The following is a 21,548-nucleotide window of genomic DNA, read 5'->3' on the forward strand; positions in this document are numbered from 1 at the left end:
CAAAAGCCATGTTGAAAATGTGACACTTCCTAGGGTGTGACAGTTCCGTGGCAATGATGCGCGGACATAAAAAGTGCGGCTCAGGAGGAGTTCCTTAAGCCGCACAATTGCCGTTTATTAACCTTGAGGTAAAGCGTCTGCCACTTGCACCGCGCGGTCCAGAAACTGTTCGATTTCTTCCCGCGTCTTGCGCAGCTTGTTCACGTACCGGATCAGCTCTTTGCCGTTACGGAAGGCAATAAAGCTCGGAATGCCAAGAATGTTCAGCTCGGAGCAAAGATCCGGCAATTCATCCCGGTCGATCTCATGGAATGAGAATTTGCCGTTATATTGCTGCTCTACATCCGGCATAAACGGATCGATGTAATGACAGTCCGCGCACCATGTCGTTTTGAATACGACCACCGTAATGCCATCGCCTTGAACCGCTTCCCGGAATGCTGCGTCCGTTGTCAGTTTGTTCATCGTTGTTATCCTCCTTGCTCTTGCAGATAATTTAATGTACTACACGCTCAATGACAAAGGTATCGCTGCCCCAGCTGTCATCCCAACGAACCTTCGCTCCAAGCGCGTTTGCGAAATCACGTCCCGGTACATACAATGCGCCGTCAACGGTTTTGGCTACGAACGACCATGTCGCTGCTTTGCCATTAACCGTTACGCGGTCAGAGCCTTCTTTCAGAACGATCGTCGTATTGGTCGCTTCGTCATAGACTGTTACATTCTTCGTCTTTTTATCATATTTCACCGTAGCGCCCAGCTGTTCAGCCACTCTGCGCAGCGGAACAATCGTTACGTATTTAGGAGTAACGATTGCAGGGTAAAGGCGCGAATCCACGGACAGCTCAACCGTCTGCTCTCCGATGCCCAGCTGATCGAGCAAAGAGTAGGCTGCGGATTGCTTATTGAACATGCGAAGGTACTGATAGCCCTGCATGGAGTCGAGCTGATCGGAATGGATAGCTTGAGCAGGGATCACCGGCGCGTCAGCCTCTACCTTGCCGTTAACGTTCCACAGCTCGCTCTCCATATGCAGCGAGAGACCGTCAAGCGGGAATAAGGCTTGATCGCTTGGTTTAAGCGTAACGTCGATGACCTGTTTGCGGATATCCATCTTGCTGTCTACGTAAAGCTCTGCTTTAATCGAAGAATCATCGTTGAAGACAGCCTTAAGATCCTCATCGCTCTCTTCTTCCATCGCCTTTAGCTCTTCCTGCAGCGATACAAACGTAGCTTCCAGCTCATCCGTCATTTCCTTAATCATGTCATCGGTTGTTGGCATATCCAGTCCGGTTTGCTCGAACGGATTTACGCCCATCTCTTCCCAGAACTCCGGATGGCTGCTCATAATCGCTACGATTTCTTTCACGAACGTTTCGAGGCCATCCCGGTCGCTTGCAAGAACATCGACGTATTTTTTGATCCAAGCCCAGATTTCGGTACCGCTCATCTCTGCTTTCACATGGAACAAGGATGTGTTAACGCCATTGATAGGCTCCTGAACCGCGTTTACCGAAATTTTGTCCGGATTAGGCAGATTATCGATAAAGAAGGACGTTGCGCTGTCCAATACCTCTTTGCCGATTGCCGTTACCGATTCGTCATCCGAACCTTCGGCCGTCCCGCCAAGCTCGGCTGTTCCCAGCATTGAACCAATGCCGGCTCCCGTTACGTCAAGCACGATAGGAAGCTTCGCGCCTTCCACCTCGATAACCGCCGCTGTATCCGATTGCTTGATGGAGAAACCAATGCTGACCTTATCGCCAAAAATCAGTTTGCCCGCGTAGGACGCATGGCTTGCATCCTGAACCTTCACGCTATCTAACTGAAGCTTCATGTTCGAGAATAATTTCATGAGAGCAATATCTTCTTCAGGCATTCCTTCGTACGCTTCTTCGTTCATAAGAAGCTTAAGCTCTACTGACTGCTTGCTTTCCGCGGAGGTCACTTTAAGCGTATTTTTCAATACGGTGTTAAAATCTACGCCCTGAATCGCCTGACAGCCTGCAACGATGACAAGCGCCAGCGCCAAAATCAGGATGATCCCCCTCTTGAATCTTTTCAGACTTTTCAAATTACAAATCTCCCTTCACAGCCAGTAATAGATAGATTAATAGACCCATAACTCTATCTATTGTACCTGATGTTCAGGGAGATTGTAAATGTATGGAAATCTTAATTTGATGTCGTTATTTCTGCGTTTGCGTACGGCCAAGCACCTTTAGAAGCAGGACAAACAGCTTACGCAGCGGCCCCGGAAAGGACTTCGCATCCTCCATTGTTACGACGCGGAGCAGCACAAGCAGGAACAAGTATAGGACTCCGATCACGGCGCCGGCCGCGACCGCGGAGACCAGATACGTCAGCTTGTCCGGCCAACTGCCAAGCAGATGGCGGATTCCCATCTCGGTTCCCCAGCCTGCCGCAACGGACACAACGATGGTCACCAGGTAAGAAGGCCAGCGGCTGCCAAGCACCGTGAACTTCACTTCCCTGCGGATCGCCTCGATGTTCATCCATGTCATGACGACAAAGCAGACACTCGTCGCCATAATAACGCCGTAAACGCCATAAATCGGCGCAAGCGCGTAGCTGCACAGGATTTTCAGCCCGATTCCCACAAAAGTATTCATCATCGGGATACGGGCTTTCCCGAGCCCGAACAAAATCGAGTTGCTTGTCATCATTGTAATCTGGAAGATTGTTCCCGCCGTCAAGGCAGCAACGATGCCGTAACCTCTTGGTCCCGTGAAGATAAGTCCCGTAACCGAATACGATGCTGCGGCAAGCGTTAATGCTGCCGGCACGCCGGTGAACAAGACAATTCGCATAACGAGGGAGGTCTGGCGCTCCACCTCGGCCATATTCCGTAAGGAATAAGCCGACGAGATTACCGGAATAATCGACGTGCTGAGCGCAATGGCCAGAATCGGCGGAATGCCCGCAACCGTCTGCGCCTTGAAGCTGAGATCTCTCAATACCAGCAGCGCGTCATGATAGCCGTAATACGATTCCGTTAGACGGACGAATAAGGACGAATCAAACGTATAAATAATCTGCACGGTCATCGCCGTAATAACAATCGGAATGGACATCGTGAAAATTTCGCGGTAAATGGACCGGAAAGGAATCTTGGCAGCCGCCTTGACCGCTTCGATATCCACCGACGGCCGGTCTACGAGGTCGCCCCGGCGCAGCTTTGCCGCATAATACAGCATGACAAGCAAAGCGCCTACGCCGCCAATCACGTTGCCGAACGACGCAGCGGCCGCGCCCCATTTTTCGCCCCAGTCAATCGAGACGACATAATAAGCAAGCGCTACGCCTACGATAACGCGCAGGATTTGCTCCACGATCTGCGACATGCCGCCCGCCATCATAAACTGACGGCCTTGGAAATAACCCCGCATCATCGCGATAATCGGGAAAATAAGCAGCGTTGGCGCAACCGCGCGGATCGCTACCTCCGCACCGGGCGTCTTAGCGATATGCACGGCATAATACGGTGCCGCAATGTAAAGGGCAATCGTCAGGATGACGCCGGTTATGACGCCAAAGAGCAGCGCGGCCTGATAGACCCGTTTCGCTTCATGCTCGCGGCCTAGCGCATATCGCTCCGATACCATCTTGCTGATAGCGCTCGGAAGGCCGCCCGTCGCCACGACAAGCAGCGTCAAATACACGTTGTTTGCGACCGCAAAATAAAGCCCGCCGTTCTCGGTAAGGATATGATCAAGCGGAACCCGCTGAAAAATCCCGAGAAAACGGGCAATCAGCGCGGCTGCCGCCAGAATTAACGTACCTTTAATAAGAGAATCTTTTTTCATGTTGTCCTTCTCTTTCTATAATTACTTGCCTAATGCAGTTAAGCTTCGCCTTTGATTGGCTCCAGCGGCTGATGGTTGCCGCGGACCGGCTTGCCTGCTTGGGATGGCGCTGCCCACTTCACGCCGTTCTGGATAATTTGCAGCACCTGCGGATGATAGTAAGTCGGATGCGTCTCATGACCCGGACGGAAGTAGAAAATCTTGCCTTGGCCGCGGAAGAAGGTGCAGCCGCTGCGGAAGACTTCTCCGCCTTCGAACCAGCTTACGAAGACCAGCTCGTCCGGAGCCGGAATATCGAAATGCTCGCCGTACATTTCCTCATGGTCGATCGTAACGTATTCTGGAATGCCCGCAGCAATCGGATGGGCCGGATTAACGGTCCAGATCCGTTCTTTCTCGCCGGCTTCGCGCCATTTCAGGTCACAGCCCGTACCCATGAGCTTCTTGAAAATTTTCGAGAAATGGCCGGAGTGAAGCACGATAAGTCCCATGCCGTCCATTACGCGTTGATGTACCCGCTCCACGATCGCATCGTCTACGCGGTCATGACCCATATGTCCCCACCAGATCAGAACGTCGGTGTTGTTAAGCTTTTCTTCCGTAAGCCCATGCTCCGGCTCTTCCAGCGTTGCGGTTTGAACCTCGATGCCTTCCGAGCGGATACCCTCGGCAAGCGCGTTATGAATGCCGCTTGGATATACCGCTTTTACCTCTTCATGCTCTTTCTCATGCAGAAATTCGTTCCATACCGTTACTTTTACCATTTGCTCCATCTCCTTAGTTGGCCATTAACCAAATAATAAATAATACGATCATTGCTGCCTGAAGAATGATTTTGACAACGACACTGGTTAATAATCCAACCAATGAGCCGATGCCTACCTTAAACGATTTCTCGATATTGGAGCCCACCGCAAGTTCCCCGATAACGGCGCCTGCAAAAGGACCAATAATAAGACCAAAGGCAGGAATAACGAATGGACCTAGTATAAGCCCTATCGTACTGCCGATGATAGAGGCCTTTGAACCCCCAAACCGGTGAACACCCCATGCGCTTACCGCGTGGTCGGCTATGACCAGAACGATGAGGATCAAGGTCTGCACCGTCCAGAATACCCAGCCAAACGGCTTAAACGAGAAGAAAAAGCCATATACGAAGAAAGCGCCGTATATCGCAAAAACTCCCGGCAGAATCGGCCAGATTGCTCCGGCCATTCCGACTACGAATAAAATGACAACCAGCGACCAGCCTAAAATATCCACTTAGGCATCAACCTTTCAATACATATTGTTTGATGATCTCGGCGACGCCGTTCTCGTTGTTGGTGAGCGTCACCGCATCAGCCGCATCTTTGACCGCCTGCTGCGCGTTGCCCATCGCTACGCCAAGTCCCGCTTCGCGGATCGCCGCAATATCATTCAAGCTGTCTCCCGCCGCAACAACCTGCGACATCTCGATGCCAAGCATGGTGCATAATTCGCGGAGTGCGCTGGCCTTCGTGATTCCTTTCGGATTAAGCTCCAGATTCTGAGTGGAGGAATTCGTAATCTCAAGCGCATCCCATTCGGTTATTTCCGCGAGAATGCGATTGCGGATAACATCATCCTCCGTGTAATAACCAAACTTCAGCCAATGATGGTCTTCATACGTCGTAGACGGATCAATCCACTTCTCCAGGTTGTAAATGCCCGTTGTCGAGTAGGCCCAGAACCAGGTTCCCTCATGCTTCAACGCCAGCTCATGCAGCTGCTTGACGTAGACCGGGCTTAGCAATGTACGCTTATGCAGTACATGCGGCCTTTGCCAAATCTCGCTGCCATTGGCCGTAATCATCGGAGTCTCCAGCTTCAGCTGCTCCGCAAACGGAAGCGCCCCGCGGAAGCCCCGGCCCGTGGAAAAGCTGACGGTAATGCCGGCATCCAGCGCCCGCTGAATCCATTCCGCGTTCTCCTCGCTGATCTCGCTCTGGTCATTCAGCAGCGTGCCATCCATGTCGAGTGCTACTAACTTGTAATTCCCCATGCTCGGTATCCTCCTGCCTGTTTCTACTATGCAATATTTTAGCACAGATTAAGGAGATTCCAAACGAAGCTATAGATATTGTTCTAAACGTTGGGACATGCGCGAAGGGTTCAACTAATTGAATAGTCCTAAGGAAGTTTTTAGCCAAATTCGTTCTCCCCCCCGACGTAGACCTGTTGTAACACGGTTTTTCCGTCTTATTCGGCTGGTTTCGTACTCCATCTCACTCCCGACCGCGCTGCAACACGGTTTTTCCGTCTTATTTGACTGGTTTCGTGTCCAATCCCTCCGCCAGCCCCGCTGTAACACGGTTTTCCCGTCTTATTCGGCCAGCTCCATACCGCCGCCGAGCCCGAAAAAAAATCCCCTTCCTCGGTTTATGAGGAAAGGGAATCTAAACTCGACTTTTTAAGCCGCAAGCTTGCGTAGGCGGAGCTTCTTTGCGACGATGCCATGCGAAGGCGAGAACAGGAAGGCCAGCACGAATAACACGGCTGCCGCGCATACGATACAGCCTGCAATGGAAGCATCAAGCATGACGGCGGCAATATAACCGCCAAAGACGCTTAGGATACCAACGCCTACGCTGAGCATGATCATGCGGCCCAGCCGGTCGGTCAGCAGATAGGCGGTAGCGGCCGGGATGATCAGCATCCCGACAACGAGAATGGCGCCTACGCTTTCGAAGGAGCTGACGGTTGCCATCGATACCATCCCCATCAAGAGGTAATGGAACAGCGCTACCGGAATGCCGCAGGCGGCAGCCAGCGCGGGGTCGAAGGAGCAAAGCTTGAACTGCTTGTAGAACAAGCTGATTACCGTCACTATGATGATCAGCGTTACGCCAAGCAGCCACACCGCTTTTGGCCCAAGGTCTACACCGTTTACGACCCAGGTGTTCCAGTGCACATAAGCGATTTCGCCGTACAGAATAGCATCCTGGTCCAGATGAACCTGTCTCGCAAACAGGCTGACCAGGAGGACGCCTATCGCGAACAGGGCGGTAAAAACGACTCCAATCGAAGCGTCTGCCTGCACCCCTTTATTCTGAAAAAGCTGAATAAGGAAGACGGCGAACAGACCGCAGGCCATAGCGGCAACCATCATTAGAAGCGAATCCCGGGAGCCGCTGAGCAGGAACGCGATAACGATCCCCGGCATGACGGAATGGCTGATTGCGTCGCCGATCATGGCCATTTTGCGCAGAACAAGGAAGGCGCCCAGTATACCGCTGCAGCTTGCCACCAGCATCCCGGTCAATAAAATCCAGAAGTCACTCATAACGATGCCTCCTTGTTCAAGCGGTCATCCACGGAAGCTGTCGCCGCCTGCTCCTCATAGCCAAAGCCAAGCGACCGCTTCATTCTTTGCTGTACCATTCTCCTGACAAGAATCCCCCGCTTGGTGCCAAACATCAGCGATAGCAGAAATAGCAGGGTTGCGGCCAGCACCGTAAGCGGACCGGTCGGAAGGCTGTCTCCGGTAGAGCTGACAATCGCTCCCGATGCCCCGCTAATTGCGCCGAACAGGCCGGATACAACCACCATGACGCCAAGCCGGTCCGTCCAGTACCTTGCGGATACCGCCGGGGTGATGATCAAGGAGGCAACCAGGATTACCCCAACCGCCTGAATCCCTACGACTACCGCCACAACCATAAGGAACATAAGCAGCTGTTCGAGCAGCGCAACCGGATAGCCGATTCCTTTGGCAAAGCCGGGGTCGAAGGATACCAGCTTGAACTGCTTGAACAGAAAGTAACAGATCGTAACCAGCAGCAGACTGACGATCGACAGAGTAAGAACATCCGAGCCCACCATCGAGGCCGCCTGGCCGAATAAAAACTTATCCAGTCCCGCCTGATTGCCGTAGCCACCATGCTGGACAAGAGTTAACAAGACGATACCAAGACCAAAGAAAGAGGACAATACGATACCCATCGCCGCATCATGCTTAACGCGTGAATGCCGCGTAATCCAGCCGATCCCAAAGGTTGCTGCCACACCGGCGAGACCCGCTCCAATCAGGAAGTACAGAATAGACTTGGTACCGGTCAGCATAAAAGCAATACAGATACCTGGCAAGGCGGCATGCGCGAGCGTATCGCCCATCAGGCTTTGCTTCCGCAGGTAGGAGAAGCAGCCGATAATGCCGCTGCTCAGCCCAAGAAGCGTGCAGCTGAGCAGAATCCACTGCATGTTCGGATCCTGTAAAAGCGTCCACAACGTATTCATATCCGTTCACTCACCCTTCCGCGCTATCCGTCTTCGCCAGGCTGTTCCGGTCAAGGAAGGCGAGCCGGCCGCCATACGTGCGTTGCAGCAACTGCTGATTAAATACCTCTTTTGTCTTGCCGTAGGCAACCAGCTCTACGTTCAACAGCAGTACGGAATCAAAATATTCCTCCACCGTAGCAAGGTCATGATGGACGACAATAACGGTCTTCCCTTGCTGCTTCAGCTCCTGAAGCAGCGTAATAATAGCCTTCTCCGTAGCGGCATCAACACCGGCGAACGGTTCATCCATAAAGTACAGGCTGGCATCCTGAGCTAATGCACGGGCGAGAAATACACGCTGCTGCTGCCCGCCGGACAGCTGGCTGATCTGGCGGGAGGCAAAATCAGCCATGCCCACCTTGGCCAGACATTCCATAGCAATCGCGCGTTCCTTCGCTCCCGGGCGCCCGAACAAGCCTAAATGTCCATATCTCCCCATCATAACGACATCCAGTGCATTCGTCGGGAAATCCCAATCGACGGATTCACGCTGCGGTACGTAGCCAACCAACTTGCGCTGCTGTTTATAGGGCTTGCCGTATACGAGCACCTCTCCTCCAAGGCGGGGAATAAGGCCAAGCGCAGCCTTCATCATCGTTGATTTGCCGGCGCCGTTAGGGCCGATAACCCCAATCAGCTCCCCCTCCGTCACGGTGAAGGAGACGCCGCGTAATACCGGCTTTTTCTGATAGGCTGCGCTAAGCCCCCTAATCGTTAATGGTGGTGCAGCACCCTCCCGCTCCATGACGGATGCTGCAGACTGTACCTTTGCTTCTGACATTACTAACACTCCCTTTCTCTTCGTTTATCTCAACGCCTTAACAACGGTATACACGTTATGCCTGACCATCCCGATATACGTTCCTTCCACGGTACCTGCTTCCCCCATCGCATCGGAGAACAGCTCGCCGCCAATCGTTACCTCATGTCCCATCGAGCGCGCGCCTTGAATAACCGACTCAATCGCTTTCTTTGGCACGCTGGATTCGATAAAGACCGCTTTGATCTTATTTTCCACCAAAAAATCTCGCAGAGAGCTGACATCCTTCGAACCGTATTCCGACATCGTGTTCATCCCCTGCAGTCCCGTTACCTCAAGTCCATACTCATCGCCAAAATATCCGAATGCGTCATGCGCGGTAACGAGAATTCTTCTCTCCTCCGGTATCGTTCCGATCTGCTCGGTAACGTAGCGGTCCAGCTCCTCCAGCTTCCCGATATAGGCCACTGCCCGTGCTTGGTAGCCCTCCGCATGAACCGGATCCTTCTCGATCAGGGAGTCACGGATCACCTCCGCTGCCGATATCCACATCTTCACGTTGAACCAGATATGAGGGTCATGCGATTGGCTCCCTCCGCCCGGGAACGACCGCAGGTCCGACTCCGGTATACGCGATGAGATCGCAACCGTAGGCTTACGCTTCTCCAGCTTCTCGAACATCTCCGCCATTTTCCCTTCCAAATGCAGCCCGTTATAAAAAATAATGTCCGCCCGGTCCAGCTTCTTCACATCGCCATAAGACGCCTTATACAAATGAGGGTCAACGCCCGAACCCATCAGGCCGGTAACTACGACATCCTCGCCGCCTACTTCCTGAGCCACGTCGGCAATCATCCCGGTTGTAGCCGTTACCTTCAGCTTGCCATCACCCGCATGTCCGTCGTTCTCCCCGGTACCGCAGGCCGTCACCAGTAAAGCACTTACCGCCAAAAATAAAAGGGTCATAATAAACCGCTTAATCGCGGAGTTTGGCTTTTTCGAAAACCGCATATCCTTTCCCCCATCCTTGATTTTTACACGTGTTTTGCCTGGACGAACATTAGTTAGCTTAACGCCTCTTTGTTTATACTATTCAAAAATGTTTCTCTGATGCAACATTTCTTACGAAATTTGTCTCTAAAAAGTTTCAAAAAAAAAAAGCTGCTCCCGAAGATTCTTTTTCGAATCCTCGGAAACAGCTTTATAGCGCTTCTTATTGTTGAGTTGTATCGGTCGTACCCGTTGTACCGTCAGTACCCGCGTTTGCCGTATTATTGGCTTGATCCTTCAGCTTGCCCGGCGTACCGTTCAAGCCAACCTCGTAATCGTAAGCATCGAAAATTTTCCGGGCAATCGGAGCTGCGCCCCAGCCGCCAAACTCACCGTCCGGAATAACAACCGCTACGGCCAGCTTCGGATTTTCTCTTGGCGCATAAGCGATAAATACCGCATTATCCGCACGGCGGCCGGCTACGTCAGACTGTGCCGTACCTGTTTTTCTCTCGTACGTGTACGTAACGCCATCAAAGCCTTGAACGTTAACCCGTGACATGCCATCCTCGATTTCATTCCAGTAAGACTCAGGGAAATCAACCGTGTTCAGTACTTCCGGCTTAAACGTCTGAACCACTTTGCCGTCCGCGTCTTTTATCTGGTTGACGAATTGCGGCTTCATCCGTTTTCCGTGGTTCGCGAGCATGGATACGTATTGCACAAGCTGCAGCGGTGTATAACGCGCTTGCTGGCCGAACGATGCCCGCACCAATGCGGATTGGGAACTGGCCGTTTGCTGCTCGTGATAGTAGTCGATCGTGCCTTTGGATTCGCCTCTCAGACCGCTGCCGGTCAAAACGCCAAGTCCAAATTGCTTCATGTAGTTATCCCACACATCGACGCCTTTTTTGCCGTATTTCTCATACAGATTGTTGCCCACCATCTTCGCCATAAACGGGTTGGAGGAATGGGCAATCGCCGATGCCGGGTCCAGCAAGCCGTAAGCATGGTTCGAGGCGTTACCGATTCGCACCTCATGGCCTTTGGCGCCAAAGAAGAAAGCGCCGTTATCGAAATACGTGCTTGTTGTCGTAAACAGCTTTTCATTCAAGCCGATAAGAATGGATAAAGGCTTCATCGTCGAGCCCGGCGGAACCAGGGACGACGGATGCTGATTCCGCTCTTTGTCGGTTTCGTAGTGAGGGAACACCTCTCTGATCGTACCGTTGTTTAGGACAGACGAGAAGTTTTTGTAATCTTCGTTGCTGATCTTGCCGCCCGCCCATATATTCGGGTCGTAATCCGGCATGCTCGCCATCGAGACGATTTTACCGGTGTTTACTTCCATCGCGACAGCAAAGCCGATCTTCGCGTATTCGGCACGCTCCGCTTTACTTGTCGACGTGCTGATTTTTTTGATCTGGTCAACAATCGCCTGCTCCGTCGTTAATTGCACGTTGCGGTTGATGGTCAGGTACAAGTCATCGCCCTTTTGCGGGTTGGTAATCTGTACGGGGCCAATAATGCGTTCCGCGTTGTTAACCGGATAGGTCTTCAGGCCGTTTTTGCCGCGCAAAATATCCTGGTACATATATTCAAGTCCGTCAAAACCAACGTCCTCGTCATCCAGATATTGAAGCTGCGGATCGTCTTCATTTCCTTTATCCTTGTAGAAATCAAGCGATTCGCGTACACCTTTGAATTTCTTTAAATAGCCGACCAATTGCACGGCTACCGTATCATTCGTATAATTACGCACGCTTTCCTCGACGATATCGATCCCTTTGAATTCCGACTTGTGCTCGCTAAAGTAGGCAATTTCCTGCTCCGTTAAGCCGGTTTTTATCCGCCGAGGAGTAGAAATCGTGTTCCGGCGGAAATCCAAGTCCATCTGACGGATAATATCCTCAACCGTCATTTGTTTTTCAGGAGCTTTATCGCCTTTTTCTTTAAATATCTCAGCCAGCTTTGCGGCAATCGCTTCCGCATCCCCGTCTTTGAAATCGGGCGAGATCGTAAAATAGAGCGATTGCGTTGATGTCGAATAAGCAATCGCATTGCCTGACGAATCGTAAATATTGCCGCGGATCGGCGCGATCTTGACGCTTCTGGTGCTCTTCTGGCTGCCTTGCGCGCTCAGCTTCGGACCTTCGACAAACTGCAAGATAGCAAGCTGAATAATAAGAACGCTAAATAGTCCAAATACGATAAAGAAGAAAAAGTTCAAACGAAACGAAAAATGACGACGATTCGTTATTTCCCGTTTCTGCGGATCATCATGCAACCTGTTCACCTCTTGTCCAATCTAACTTATACTGCCCGGATATGAGTCTTGTCGAAATCAACCGGGTTGAACCAATCGCCGGAGGATGCCCATGTCGCATCGAGCGGAATCCAGGTACCGCCGTCTCCGCCTACCTTCACTTCGTTCCAGGCATGCGGCCCGGAGCCTCCGCGCCCGTCAAGTCCTGTGCCGGTAACGACCTTCACATCCAGACCTGAGGCGCGCGCCATTACGGCGTACAGCCTAGCAACGTCGATACATACGCCTTTTCGGGTAGCAAACGTCTCTTCCGGGTTCTGTTCCTTCCATACTCCGTTGTCTACATAATTATCAGCCTTGTCCCAGTCATAGGCGATCCGGCTGCCTAACCAGTCATACAAAGCCCTTGCCTTGTCTTCTTCGCTATTCTTGTCCTTCGTAACCTGCAGGGCTGCCTGCTCAATATCCGACGGGATATTGTAATCGATAATCTCGTATTTGCGCTGCAGCACATTCTGGAACTCTTCCTGCACGGCTTCAGCCAGAACGGGGCCACGTCCGGCCAGCATATCTCCGGCAACCGGTTCAAGAACATCCGATGCCTTCATGTATAACGGAGATTGCTGAATCAATCCGGACCAGAGGCCGTTTGGCGCCAGCGAGACATAAATGAACAAAGCGGCTACAAATACAAATGCCCGTCCGGCACCATGAACCGTGCCGAAAACCGCTCCGGCTGCGCGGCTTGCCGCCCCTCCTCCCGGAAGACGCTCCATGCTCTCATGTCTGCCGCGTTGCTGTCTGCTGGCAAACAGCGTTTCCACCAGAGGCGCAAGAAAGGAAGCAGCCAGCCGAAGCAGCAAATACGAGAGCAAAAACAGGATGCCGTACCGGAGCAGGGCAAAATCGCGCAGGCTTGTTATAAACGTATACCAAGCCTGGGAGGTTGCACCCATTTCCTTCTGCGGCACGTTTACATGCCCGCTCAGCCAATCCGCTGCCAATGGGGACAAGCTGCCCGCAATTTTCCCGGCAAGCACAAGACAAACGATTAACAGAATACCGTCCCATACAAAAAAGAAAAGGCGCCTCGCTGAACCCGACGCGCCTCTTCTCATTCCTTGCAGCAGCGAAACAAGCAGAAGGAGAAGAACGATAAGCGAGACCGGCTCCCATACCGTCCCAGCGCGAATCCATTCCATCATCATTACCCCTCCTTGCCTCTACCTGCATTACGTTGTTGTTCCAGTTCTCTATCTATACTTTACCATTAGCCTTCGCTTGATCGATAAGCGCCTGAATGGTTGAATCTATTTTCATCGTACCAACCGATTTGCCGCGGAATTTTACGTTCACTTCACCGGAGCCGGGAACACCTGTCATTTCCAGATTCTCCGTCTTCACAGTGAAGGTTCCGTCGGAATTCGAGGTAAACGTTGCTTTATCCACTTCTCCCGCCATGGCCGACACAGCTTCCTGCTTCAGGCTGTCAATCGCCTGCGTGCCAATCGACTTCACGTCATCCAGCGTGTATCCGCTGTAAGCGACAATACCGACAACAATGACGAGCACCAGTGCCCATTTCACGAATGTCTTTACGACTCGGATGATAAAGAGCAGTACAACAAGCGCAACGACCAGCACCAGCCAATGATCCTGCAGGAAAGTGCTCCATGCATTCCAATCGTAGCCGGAAAAATCAAAGTAATTTTTCAACAAACAATCCCCCTAAAAAGAATTATCACGCAAGTAGGCGGGATTTTGCTTACTGTGGTAATTCTTACTTCGTAAGCATTAGCCCTATTATAACTCGTGCAATGTCCTATTATCAAACATTATAACCCACCCAGAATATGCCGTAAACGTAAGGAAGCATATCTTCACCGGAAGACATATCCTGTCCATCTTTAACGTACAAGTAAATTAAGAGGATATGCAAGGAGGAACGCAGCCGTTGAAAACCGCAATCTGGCTTTATCTATTTCTATTCGTCGCTTTCTTTGATCTGCATGCGCAGTACCCGATCCTTACGCCCTTCGCCATCTCCCTTGGCGCGGCACCCTCCTTCATCGGGCTGATGATGGGCATGTACTCCATCACCCACTTGCCGGGCAATATTATGGCCGGATACGGGGTTGACCGGTACGGAAGCAGACTGTTTATCGTATTCAGCCTGATGGGCGCCGGCGTTGTCCTGCTGTTCCAATCCAAAGTAACCGATCCGTGGCAGCTGCTGGTGCTCCGTTCAATCAGCGGATTTGTACTAGCCTTCCTGTCTCCCGCCTGTCTTGCGCTGCTTGCCCGAATCTCGAGCGACGTGACCAAGCAAGGCAAGTTTATGGCCGGCAACGGGTTGGTGCATACGCTGGCTACGGTTGTCTCGCCGGCAGCAGGCGCGTATCTGGTTGCGAGGATTGGGTTCACGACCGCTTTTTATTTATTGGGCTGGGTGCTCATTATTACCGCAGTCTGCGCCTTGTTCTTTATACGGGATATAAAGGCCGCACCTGCCGTAGAGGTTGAGCCGGCGCCAAGCAGCGCGAAGCCTGTCCTTGCCGAAGGGACTCCCATCCCTTGGCTGGTGTTCCTGCTGCCGATTGCCATGAGCTGTGCGCAAGGGATTCTATCGTTTGAGCTGCCTCTGATGGCGACGTCCGCGGAGGGTATGATGGAGACAGGCCTTCTGTTCTCGGTCGTCAGCATCGGCGCATTGATTACGCTCAGCATGCTTTTCCTTAACAAGCTTTCGTCTTATTACCGGACTTTGTGGGGGGCGCTTGGACTTGCTCTCGTATACTTTACAATCGCCGCCCAAACCCCGCTGCCGTTCTTTATGCTTCTGCTATTTGTCGGGATGGCCAAGGGCATCGTTCTTCCCGCTATCTCTACCTTGCTTATCGAGCTTAGCGGCGGTGCCAAGTACGGACGCACCTTCTCGGTTCTGTCCATTGCCTATTCGGTTGGCGCCTTCCTTGGACCGATGCTTGCCGGCCAACTGCGGGATAATCTGTCCCCATACTATCTTGCCTTTCTTGGATTAATGATCGGTGTCTGCGTATTGCCGTTTCACCGCAGAAAAACTACGCTCACACCCATTTTTCCCAAGTCTAGGTGAATGCACAAGGCCATTCGCTCACCCGGGCATATAATGCACTATGTCAGGTGGCCGCGAAGGACAGTTGCTCCGGAAGGAACATTGCCCGGTCGACATGACGCTGAAGCTTGCTAGAGAGGGGTGACTTAGATGTCTGAAATTCATGTTTCACCTGTAAACGATCATCGCGGTGGCGGCTTTAACCATATGGGGTCCATCCTCGTATTGTTCATCCTGCTCGTTATCATCGTCTGCACAATTTGCGGCGGCGGATTATACTAAGTAACTCTTTATGAATATGAAAAAGGGACGGAGCTCTAGTGGCTCCGTCCCTTTTTCCATTAGGAATCTTTTTCTTGCCCGCGGCCCGTGAATATCGCTACACTACATGTAAGAAGCTACAGAATAAAAGGCTGGTGACTGCTATGGATATCGCCATTATTGTAGAAGGCAAAAACGACAAAAGCCATATCCGCCGCGTACTTGATGAATCCGTCCCCATCTTCTGCACCTTTGGTACGCCAGGTACCGTCCAACTGGAGAAGCTGCGCAAGCAGGTTGGGGACAAGGACGTCTATATCTTCACCGACAATGATTCCTCGGGCAAGCGCATCCGCGGCATTCTCCGCGATTTGTTCCCTGACGCCGAGCATATTTACACCCGCCGCGGCTACCCGGGAGTAGAGCATACCCCGGAGGATTATCTCATCGAGCAATTGGAGAAGGCCGGTCTGGAGACATTCATCCAATACCCCGTTAAATATGAAGAAGGAAAATAACGACCGCCACCGTGATAATGCTGATCACGGTCGAGAGGAACACGGCCTGCGAGGCGAATTCCGGCTCGTTATCGAATTCGACGGCGAGCAGCACGCTGCTCAGCGAGGTTGGCACGGATGACGATACGATAAGCGCTGCAGCCATCATATGGTCGATGGTCATAAAGTATCCTAGAAACCAAACGACCAATGCGGCCAAAGCCGGACCGCCTATCAGACGCAATCCGTTCGAAAGCAGAACATTTTTGATCAGAACCGGGTTAAGCTCCCACTTCATATTGCCAAGCTGAACGCCAAGCGTAACAAGTGCCGTCCCGATAAAGGCATTGGATAAATACGTAATAGGCGTCTCAACGGATTGCGGCAGCTGTACCTGAAAGCCGTGAAGCAGGAAGGCAATCGGTATAACATAAATAATCGGCTGCGACAGAATGGTCCGAAGCGTTGAACGGAAGCTCATCCTATGCGAATTAACACTATAAATGCCGTATGTATTCGGAAGCAGGGATTGCGTAACCATTACGATAATCTGAATCGACAGCGTATAAGGGTTCGCCGAAAAAGCAAGCTGATTAAGCGGGATCCCGTAATTTGCGCTGTTGTAGAACAGCACGCTGTTGCGCATGGCGCCGCGCATGCCCCCCTCCAGCCCGCGCAGCCGCACGGCTGCCTCTACGCATGAAGCCTGCAGGGTCATAAACAGAATCACGAACAATAAGACCTGACCGATAAGGGCTGCTGAAATATCCGTTGTATACAGCAAATTAAAAATGACAGATGGAGAAAATACATAAAAGTTCAGCTTCGACAAGGTTTTGATATCCAAAGAAAAAAGCCGCTGCATTGTGAAGCCAACAGCTATCATCAATGTGAGCGGCAGGACATTGCTCCATAATATGTGCCAAAATATATCCATCGCTTATTCCTTCGCGAGCTGCTTCAAATCCGACACCAAGCTCTCGGGCGTAAGTGACTCATCGCTGCCGTTAATCCATTTGCGTATTTGGCCTTTCTTGTCAACGAGCGTGATGACATTCATATGTATGAATGACTTGGATGCCTCATCCTTCTTCACGCTGACGCCAAAATCTCTTGCCAGCTTGATCGAGGCTTCCTCGTCATCGCCGCGCAAAAAGTCCCAGCCCCCTTCATCCAGCTGCGCAAAGTTGCGTGTTGCGAAGTCCCGAATGACATCGGGCGTATCATGGGACGGATCGAAAGTAATCGAGATCAGCTCAGCTTTCGTGCCGAGAAGCCCTGCTTCACGGAGTTGGTCCTCTGCCTCGGAGATCATAAACGTTGTTGGAGGACATACATCCGGACAGCTTGCCCAATAGAAGTAGACCAGTCTCGCTTTGCCGTTTGTGGAATCCAGCGAAACCTCATTGCCGTTAATATCTTTCAATTCAAATGACGGAGCAGCCATTTGGACGGGCATTTTACTGCCGCCGCTCGACTGCGAGTAGTTGGTAATGAATAAATAAATGCCCATTGCCAAGCAAAGCGCCAGTACAGCGAATTTGAAGCTGTGCTTTTTGAGAAATGCCATTTCGGTTCTCGTCCTCCCTAAAAGGAATGATCCAAAGCAATAGCCGAACAGATTACTTCACGGTATTTGCCATCATTACAATAAAGACAACCATTAAATAGTTAACGGAAATAAGGAAGTTAACCTTCGCCCATTTCTCGGTATTTTCCGCTTTTATGCCCTGAAGCGTATGAACAGCCCAAACAACCCCGGCGATCACAGACAGGATCAGGAACACGATGCCCGTATATCCGTAGGTATATAGCAGTACGCAGGTTGGAATCAGAAGGACAACATACGGAATCATTTGCAGCTTCGTCCGTTTAATCCCTTTCACAACCGGAAGCAGCGGAAAACCGGCTGTGCGGTATTCCTCGACCCGGCGAATCGCAAGCGACCAGAAATGCGCCGGCTGCCACAGGAACAAGAAAGCAAACAGAAGCCATGCTCCCATATCCACTTCGTTCGTCACCGCGCAATAGCCAAGCACCGGAGGCATTGCCCCGGAAATACCGCCGATCGACGTGCTCCAGGTAGACGTGCGTTTTAACCAGATTGTATAGATGAAGATATAAACAAACCAGCCCAGAAAACCAAGCCAGCCCGTAACCGGATTTACCAGAACAAACAATATCGCAAGGCCGATTATGCCAAGAACGATGCCGTATCCCAGCACAAAGCCAGGCTGCAGACGGCCAGTAGGCAATGCGCGGTCTTTCGTGCGCTCCATCTTCTGATCAAGTTCTCGATCCCAATAGTTATTAATGACGCAAGCCGAGCCTATCGTAACCGCTGAGCCAATGACGACCCACAGCAATGTCAGCCAGTCAATATCCCATTTGGAAGCGACCCAGAAACCGCCAATTGCGGCAAATACATTAAGCCGGAGCAGCCGTGGTTTGGTTAATGCAATTAAATCTTTCAACACGAAGCGAGCCTCCCGAGTTATGCAACAAAGCACGCAAGCACGCGCGCCTATACATTTTCATTGATGAATCGTTCTTAATCATACAGAAAAATAGATGCCATGACAACGTTCGGAGCTATTGTTCATCAATTCGCCATTCAAATTGTGACAATAAATGTGTAACCCTTTTGACCGCCCTTCAATACTATAGGTATGTAGTCAAGTGCCCAGCTCTGTATAGGTTGAAGGGAAGTAAAGAGTCCGAACATACGGCAGTCATCAGTACCAGAATCCCGGAGGCTTCGAGGCTACGCAAAAAGGTTTCTTCCGGCAGAGCGCACGCGACAAGGAATAACCCGAAAAAAGTAAATTGTCCACAAGCGTACTGATCAATCAACAAATTTCAAAGATTGAAAGCGAGGATCAACAGCATGTCTTACGGTTATGGTTACAAAAATGGAGTAAGTCCGGCTAGCACAGGCGGATATGGCGGCGTCAGCCCATTTGCAGGCGGTGGTTACGGTGGCTTCCCTACTGGCGTGTCTCCTGCGGCAACAATGCCCAACATGGCAATGCCAATGCCAATGCCGATGCCAGTTATGCCGCAAACAGGTACATTGGGCGCACAATCGCTTCCGATGGTACCAAACGGTTCAGTTGTTACCCCTGCAGGCGGAAACATTGTTGCCGTTCCGGTTGTTGAAGAATCTTACGTAGAGAACATCTTGCGTCTTAACCGCGGTAAAATGGCTACCTTCTACATGACTTACGAGAACAACCGCGAATGGAACGCTAAAGTATTCCGCGGCATTATTGAAGCAGCCGGCCGCGACCATATTATTATTAGCGATCCTTCTACAGGCATGCGTTACCTGCTGCTCACTTTGAACTTGGATTATGTAACGTTTGAAGGCGAAATCGCGTATGAGTACCCGTTCCAAGGCGGAACAATTACGAATACGACACCGCTTGCGAGCCGCGAAGGCTAAGAATTACCCTGCATTTAAGCCAACCCCCGCCGGCTTAAATGTCCATACATGCATTTTGTCCGCACCGCCGGGAATCCATTCGGCAACCCGGTACCAAGAAGAACGCTCATCGCAGCGTTCTTTTTTTATGGCTTCGGCTTCCTCTTCGGTTGCAGCCGTCCAGATCTCTACAAATAAGTTGAATTGATCTGTTCCTTCATATAATTGGATGTTCTGCCCCGATTCCTTCATTAATGTATTTACATAGGCTAAATAAGTGTCCCTCTCGCCCGCCGTGATTTTATATTCCGCAAAGCAAATATACATGGTTGTCGTTAACCCCTTTCTTTTTACCACTGATAAAGTAAAGCTTCTCCGTTGATACTACATCTAATTGAACCAAAGCTCCTGTATTAATTTCTAGGAGGTCTAGCCGTGGACACAGGAACGCATCTTGTCATGGGTATCGGACTCGCCGGACTGGCCTGTATCGATCCCGTTGTCGCCAACAACTCATCCATCTTCACCGCTGTCTTGGTCGGAACCATAATCGGCTCGCAGGCTCCGGACTTTGACACCTTTCTGAGGCTTAAAGGAAATGCCAGCTATATCCGGAATCACCGCGGCATCTCGCATTCCTTGCCGGCTATCGCAATTTGGACAATCCTGATTACAGGACTGCTCCAATTGATATTCCGGGGGAATCTCCCCTGGCTGCACGTCGGATCATGGGTGCTGCTTGCCGTTTGCCTTCATGTATTTTCAGATTTGTTCAATGCTTACGGAACCCAAGCCATGCGGCCTTTTACGGAGAAATGGATATCATGGAATATCATCCATATCTTTGATCCGGTCATCTTCACTACCCATGTCATTGCGATATTGATTTGGGCGTTTGGCATCGCTAGTCCCGTTGCCATCTTTCCGGTTTTGTACCTGTTTACCATTATCTATTATACATGGCGGACGCTGGCTCACAGAAGTACGCTTCGCAGGCTCCATTCTTTGGACCCTGAACCGGACGGGACACAAACCTATATAGCCATTCCAACGATCTCGCTGTCGAATTGGAATATCGTCAAGCGTGCGTCAGACGGCAGCTTTGTTATCGGGGATCTTCGCGGCAACAAGCTTAGATGGCTGGATAATGTCCGCTGCTCCGATCATCCTGCCGTTGCTAAATCCAGAAACGACAATGCGATTCGCAGCTTTTTGTATTTCACCAAATTTGCTTGCGCCGAAGTGAAGGAGCATCCTTGGGGATTTGAAGTCCGCTGGTCGGATGTCCGGTACCGGCACCGCAAGCAATATCCGTTTGTTGCCGTGCTGCTTATGAACAAGGAATATGAAACGGTTGGTTCGTATGTCGGTTGGTTAAGCGATGACCGCTTAATGAAGCGGCTGCGTATGAACTCTTATTAACGACTCGACTTGACGAAGGAAGGCCCCTGACGCACAATAAGAAGGGGCTTTTTTTTGTGATTACGCTTGCTCGGCTTGGTGCAAATGGAAAAAGCTCAAGGTTTTACCCTTGAGCTTCTTGGCTTCCTCTGAAGCGTTGTGTATTTATAAACGTTTAGCGGAAGCTGCCGCCGGACAATTGTTGTTCAGCGATTTGGACAAGTTTCTTTGTGATATATCCGCCCAGGGAACCTGCATCGCGAGATGTGACGTTACCGTAGTAACCGTCCGCTGGGATTTGTACGCCAAGCTCCGAAGCTGCTTCCATTTTCATTTGGTTAAGAGCTGCTTGTGCTTGTGGAACCACCAATTGATTGCTCGATTTGTTGCTAGCCATGCTGATAATCTCCCTTCAGTTGAGCACTGTGATGTTTTGCAAGCTTGCAAGCTTATTATGAGCATGTTGACGCAAAATATGCTAAGCTCAAAAAAATATTATTAAGCATCCGTAAAGGAGAGTTAACACCTTGTCAAAACCACTATCTTTGTTCTTCGCCATCGTCTCTGTTCTGCTTATGTGCGCTACTGCGATCTCGATATCTTTTAACGCTTGGCTGGCCATATTGTTTGCCATTCTCACTCTGTGCATGATTGGCGGAGGTTTTGTGGCAAAAGCAAGAATCCGGCGCAGAAACGAAAATAAAGGCTGACGCTTAACAGCGCCAGCCT

The 21,548-nt window shown here is 51.1% G+C and carries 24 protein-coding genes; 6 read left to right on the plus strand and 18 right to left on the minus strand.

Annotated features, from left to right (window positions below; translation table 11 throughout):
- Positions 1-117: 117 nt before the first annotated feature.
- The 13 genes from PJDR2_RS24425 to PJDR2_RS24485 form a co-directional block, all read right to left on the minus strand.
- Entirely contained in the window at positions 118-501 is a 384-nt protein-coding gene (locus PJDR2_RS24425; protein ID WP_416202278.1) for a thioredoxin family protein, read from the minus strand.
- Entirely contained in the window at positions 497-2,074 is a 1,578-nt protein-coding gene (locus PJDR2_RS24430) for a copper amine oxidase N-terminal domain-containing protein (protein ID WP_015846410.1), read from the minus strand. The genes PJDR2_RS24425 and PJDR2_RS24430 overlap by 5 nt, the downstream gene beginning before the upstream one ends.
- A 115-nt stretch (positions 2,075-2,189) precedes the next feature.
- The gene (locus PJDR2_RS24435; RefSeq protein ID WP_015846411.1) at positions 2,190-3,827 is read right to left on the minus strand and encodes a putative polysaccharide biosynthesis protein; all 1,638 of its coding nucleotides are present in this window, start codon (positions 3,825-3,827) and stop codon (positions 2,190-2,192) included.
- A 38-nt stretch (positions 3,828-3,865) separates the two neighbouring features.
- Positions 3,866-4,591, minus strand: coding sequence for a ThuA domain-containing protein (locus PJDR2_RS24440; protein ID WP_015846412.1), 726 nt, complete (start codon positions 4,589-4,591; stop codon positions 3,866-3,868).
- Positions 4,592-4,604: 13 nt separating this feature from the next.
- Entirely contained in the window at positions 4,605-5,090 is a 486-nt protein-coding gene (locus tag PJDR2_RS24445; protein WP_015846413.1) for a DUF456 domain-containing protein, read from the minus strand.
- 7 nt (positions 5,091-5,097) lie between these two features.
- Entirely contained in the window at positions 5,098-5,850 is a 753-nt protein-coding gene (locus tag PJDR2_RS24450; RefSeq protein WP_015846414.1) for a Cof-type HAD-IIB family hydrolase, read from the minus strand.
- A 408-nt stretch (positions 5,851-6,258) separates the two neighbouring features.
- The gene (locus PJDR2_RS24455; RefSeq protein ID WP_015846415.1) at positions 6,259-7,131 is read right to left on the minus strand and encodes a metal ABC transporter permease; all 873 of its coding nucleotides are present in this window, start codon (positions 7,129-7,131) and stop codon (positions 6,259-6,261) included.
- Complete coding sequence (locus PJDR2_RS24460) at positions 7,128-8,084, minus strand: metal ABC transporter permease (RefSeq protein ID WP_015846416.1); 957 nt, start codon at positions 8,082-8,084, stop codon at positions 7,128-7,130. Before PJDR2_RS24460 ends, PJDR2_RS24455 begins: the two co-directional genes overlap by 4 nt.
- Positions 8,085-8,094: 10 nt before the next feature.
- Complete coding sequence (locus PJDR2_RS24465; protein WP_015846417.1) at positions 8,095-8,907, minus strand: metal ABC transporter ATP-binding protein; 813 nt, start codon at positions 8,905-8,907, stop codon at positions 8,095-8,097.
- A gap of 24 nt (positions 8,908-8,931) precedes the next feature.
- On the minus strand, positions 8,932-9,897 hold the full coding sequence (locus PJDR2_RS24470) for a metal ABC transporter solute-binding protein, Zn/Mn family (RefSeq protein WP_015846418.1): 966 nt from the start codon (positions 9,895-9,897) through the stop codon (positions 8,932-8,934).
- Positions 9,898-10,099: 202 nt separating this feature from the next.
- Positions 10,100-12,163 carry a peptidoglycan D,D-transpeptidase FtsI family protein gene (locus PJDR2_RS24475; protein ID WP_015846419.1) on the minus strand — a complete coding sequence of 688 codons (2,064 nt, stop codon included), beginning with the start codon at positions 12,161-12,163 and terminating at the stop codon, positions 10,100-10,102.
- A 26-nt stretch (positions 12,164-12,189) separates the two neighbouring features.
- Positions 12,190-13,350 carry a transglutaminase domain-containing protein gene (locus PJDR2_RS24480; protein WP_265525077.1) on the minus strand — a complete coding sequence of 387 codons (1,161 nt, stop codon included), beginning with the start codon at positions 13,348-13,350 and terminating at the stop codon, positions 12,190-12,192.
- Between the two features lie 49 nt (positions 13,351-13,399).
- Complete coding sequence (locus PJDR2_RS24485) at positions 13,400-13,858, minus strand: hypothetical protein (RefSeq protein WP_015846421.1); 459 nt, start codon at positions 13,856-13,858, stop codon at positions 13,400-13,402.
- 238 nt (positions 13,859-14,096) lie between these two features.
- Here PJDR2_RS24485 and PJDR2_RS24490 point away from each other — a divergent pair, with 238 nt between their 5' ends.
- The 3 genes from PJDR2_RS24490 (at position 14,097) to PJDR2_RS24495 (ending at position 16,015) form a co-directional block, all read left to right on the plus strand.
- Complete coding sequence (locus tag PJDR2_RS24490; RefSeq protein ID WP_015846422.1) at positions 14,097-15,257, plus strand: MFS transporter; 1,161 nt, start codon at positions 14,097-14,099, stop codon at positions 15,255-15,257.
- A gap of 129 nt (positions 15,258-15,386) precedes the next feature.
- On the plus strand, positions 15,387-15,518 hold the full coding sequence (locus PJDR2_RS32975) for a hypothetical protein (RefSeq protein ID WP_015846423.1): 132 nt from the start codon (positions 15,387-15,389) through the stop codon (positions 15,516-15,518).
- Between the two features lie 143 nt (positions 15,519-15,661).
- Positions 15,662-16,015, plus strand: coding sequence for a toprim domain-containing protein (locus PJDR2_RS24495; protein ID WP_041613611.1), 354 nt, complete (start codon positions 15,662-15,664; stop codon positions 16,013-16,015).
- On the opposite strand, the gene PJDR2_RS24500 is transcribed toward PJDR2_RS24495, so the two are convergent.
- The 3 genes from PJDR2_RS24500 to cyoE are packed head-to-tail and all read right to left on the minus strand — an operon-like array spanning position 15,993 to position 18,492.
- The gene (locus PJDR2_RS24500; protein ID WP_015846425.1) at positions 15,993-16,931 is read right to left on the minus strand and encodes an AEC family transporter; all 939 of its coding nucleotides are present in this window, start codon (positions 16,929-16,931) and stop codon (positions 15,993-15,995) included. The two genes, PJDR2_RS24495 and PJDR2_RS24500, sit on opposite strands and share 23 nt — an antisense overlap.
- A 3-nt stretch (positions 16,932-16,934) precedes the next feature.
- Positions 16,935-17,564 carry an SCO family protein gene (locus PJDR2_RS24505; protein WP_015846426.1) on the minus strand — a complete coding sequence of 210 codons (630 nt, stop codon included), beginning with the start codon at positions 17,562-17,564 and terminating at the stop codon, positions 16,935-16,937.
- A gap of 52 nt (positions 17,565-17,616) precedes the next feature.
- On the minus strand, positions 17,617-18,492 hold the full coding sequence (gene cyoE / locus PJDR2_RS24510; RefSeq protein WP_265525210.1) for a heme o synthase: 876 nt from the start codon (positions 18,490-18,492) through the stop codon (positions 17,617-17,619).
- Between the two features lie 389 nt (positions 18,493-18,881).
- On the opposite strand from cyoE, the gene gerQ reads away from it, so the two are divergent.
- Positions 18,882-19,439, plus strand: a complete 558-nt coding sequence (gene gerQ / locus PJDR2_RS24515) for a spore coat protein GerQ (protein WP_015846428.1) — start codon at positions 18,882-18,884, stop codon at positions 19,437-19,439.
- Between the two features lie 3 nt (positions 19,440-19,442).
- On the opposite strand, the gene PJDR2_RS24520 is transcribed toward gerQ, so the two are convergent.
- The gene (locus tag PJDR2_RS24520) at positions 19,443-19,745 is read right to left on the minus strand and encodes a hypothetical protein (RefSeq protein WP_015846429.1); all 303 of its coding nucleotides are present in this window, start codon (positions 19,743-19,745) and stop codon (positions 19,443-19,445) included.
- A 108-nt stretch (positions 19,746-19,853) separates the two neighbouring features.
- Here PJDR2_RS24520 and PJDR2_RS24525 point away from each other — a divergent pair, with 108 nt between their 5' ends.
- Positions 19,854-20,840, plus strand: a complete 987-nt coding sequence (locus tag PJDR2_RS24525; RefSeq protein WP_015846430.1) for a metal-dependent hydrolase — start codon at positions 19,854-19,856, stop codon at positions 20,838-20,840.
- Between the two features lie 154 nt (positions 20,841-20,994).
- On the opposite strand, the gene PJDR2_RS24530 is transcribed toward PJDR2_RS24525, so the two are convergent.
- The gene (locus PJDR2_RS24530; RefSeq protein ID WP_015846431.1) at positions 20,995-21,216 is read right to left on the minus strand and encodes an alpha/beta-type small acid-soluble spore protein; all 222 of its coding nucleotides are present in this window, start codon (positions 21,214-21,216) and stop codon (positions 20,995-20,997) included.
- A 130-nt stretch (positions 21,217-21,346) separates the two neighbouring features.
- Between PJDR2_RS24530 and PJDR2_RS32565 the strand changes: the two genes are divergently transcribed.
- A complete protein-coding gene (locus PJDR2_RS32565; protein ID WP_015846432.1) occupies positions 21,347-21,529 on the plus strand; it encodes a DUF5325 family protein in 183 nt (60 codons plus the stop codon).
- Positions 21,530-21,548: the final 19 nt, after the last annotated feature.

It is taken from the genome of Paenibacillus sp. JDR-2, from assembly GCF_000023585.1.
In the GTDB taxonomy this organism is placed as follows: domain Bacteria; phylum Bacillota; class Bacilli; order Paenibacillales; family Paenibacillaceae; genus Pristimantibacillus.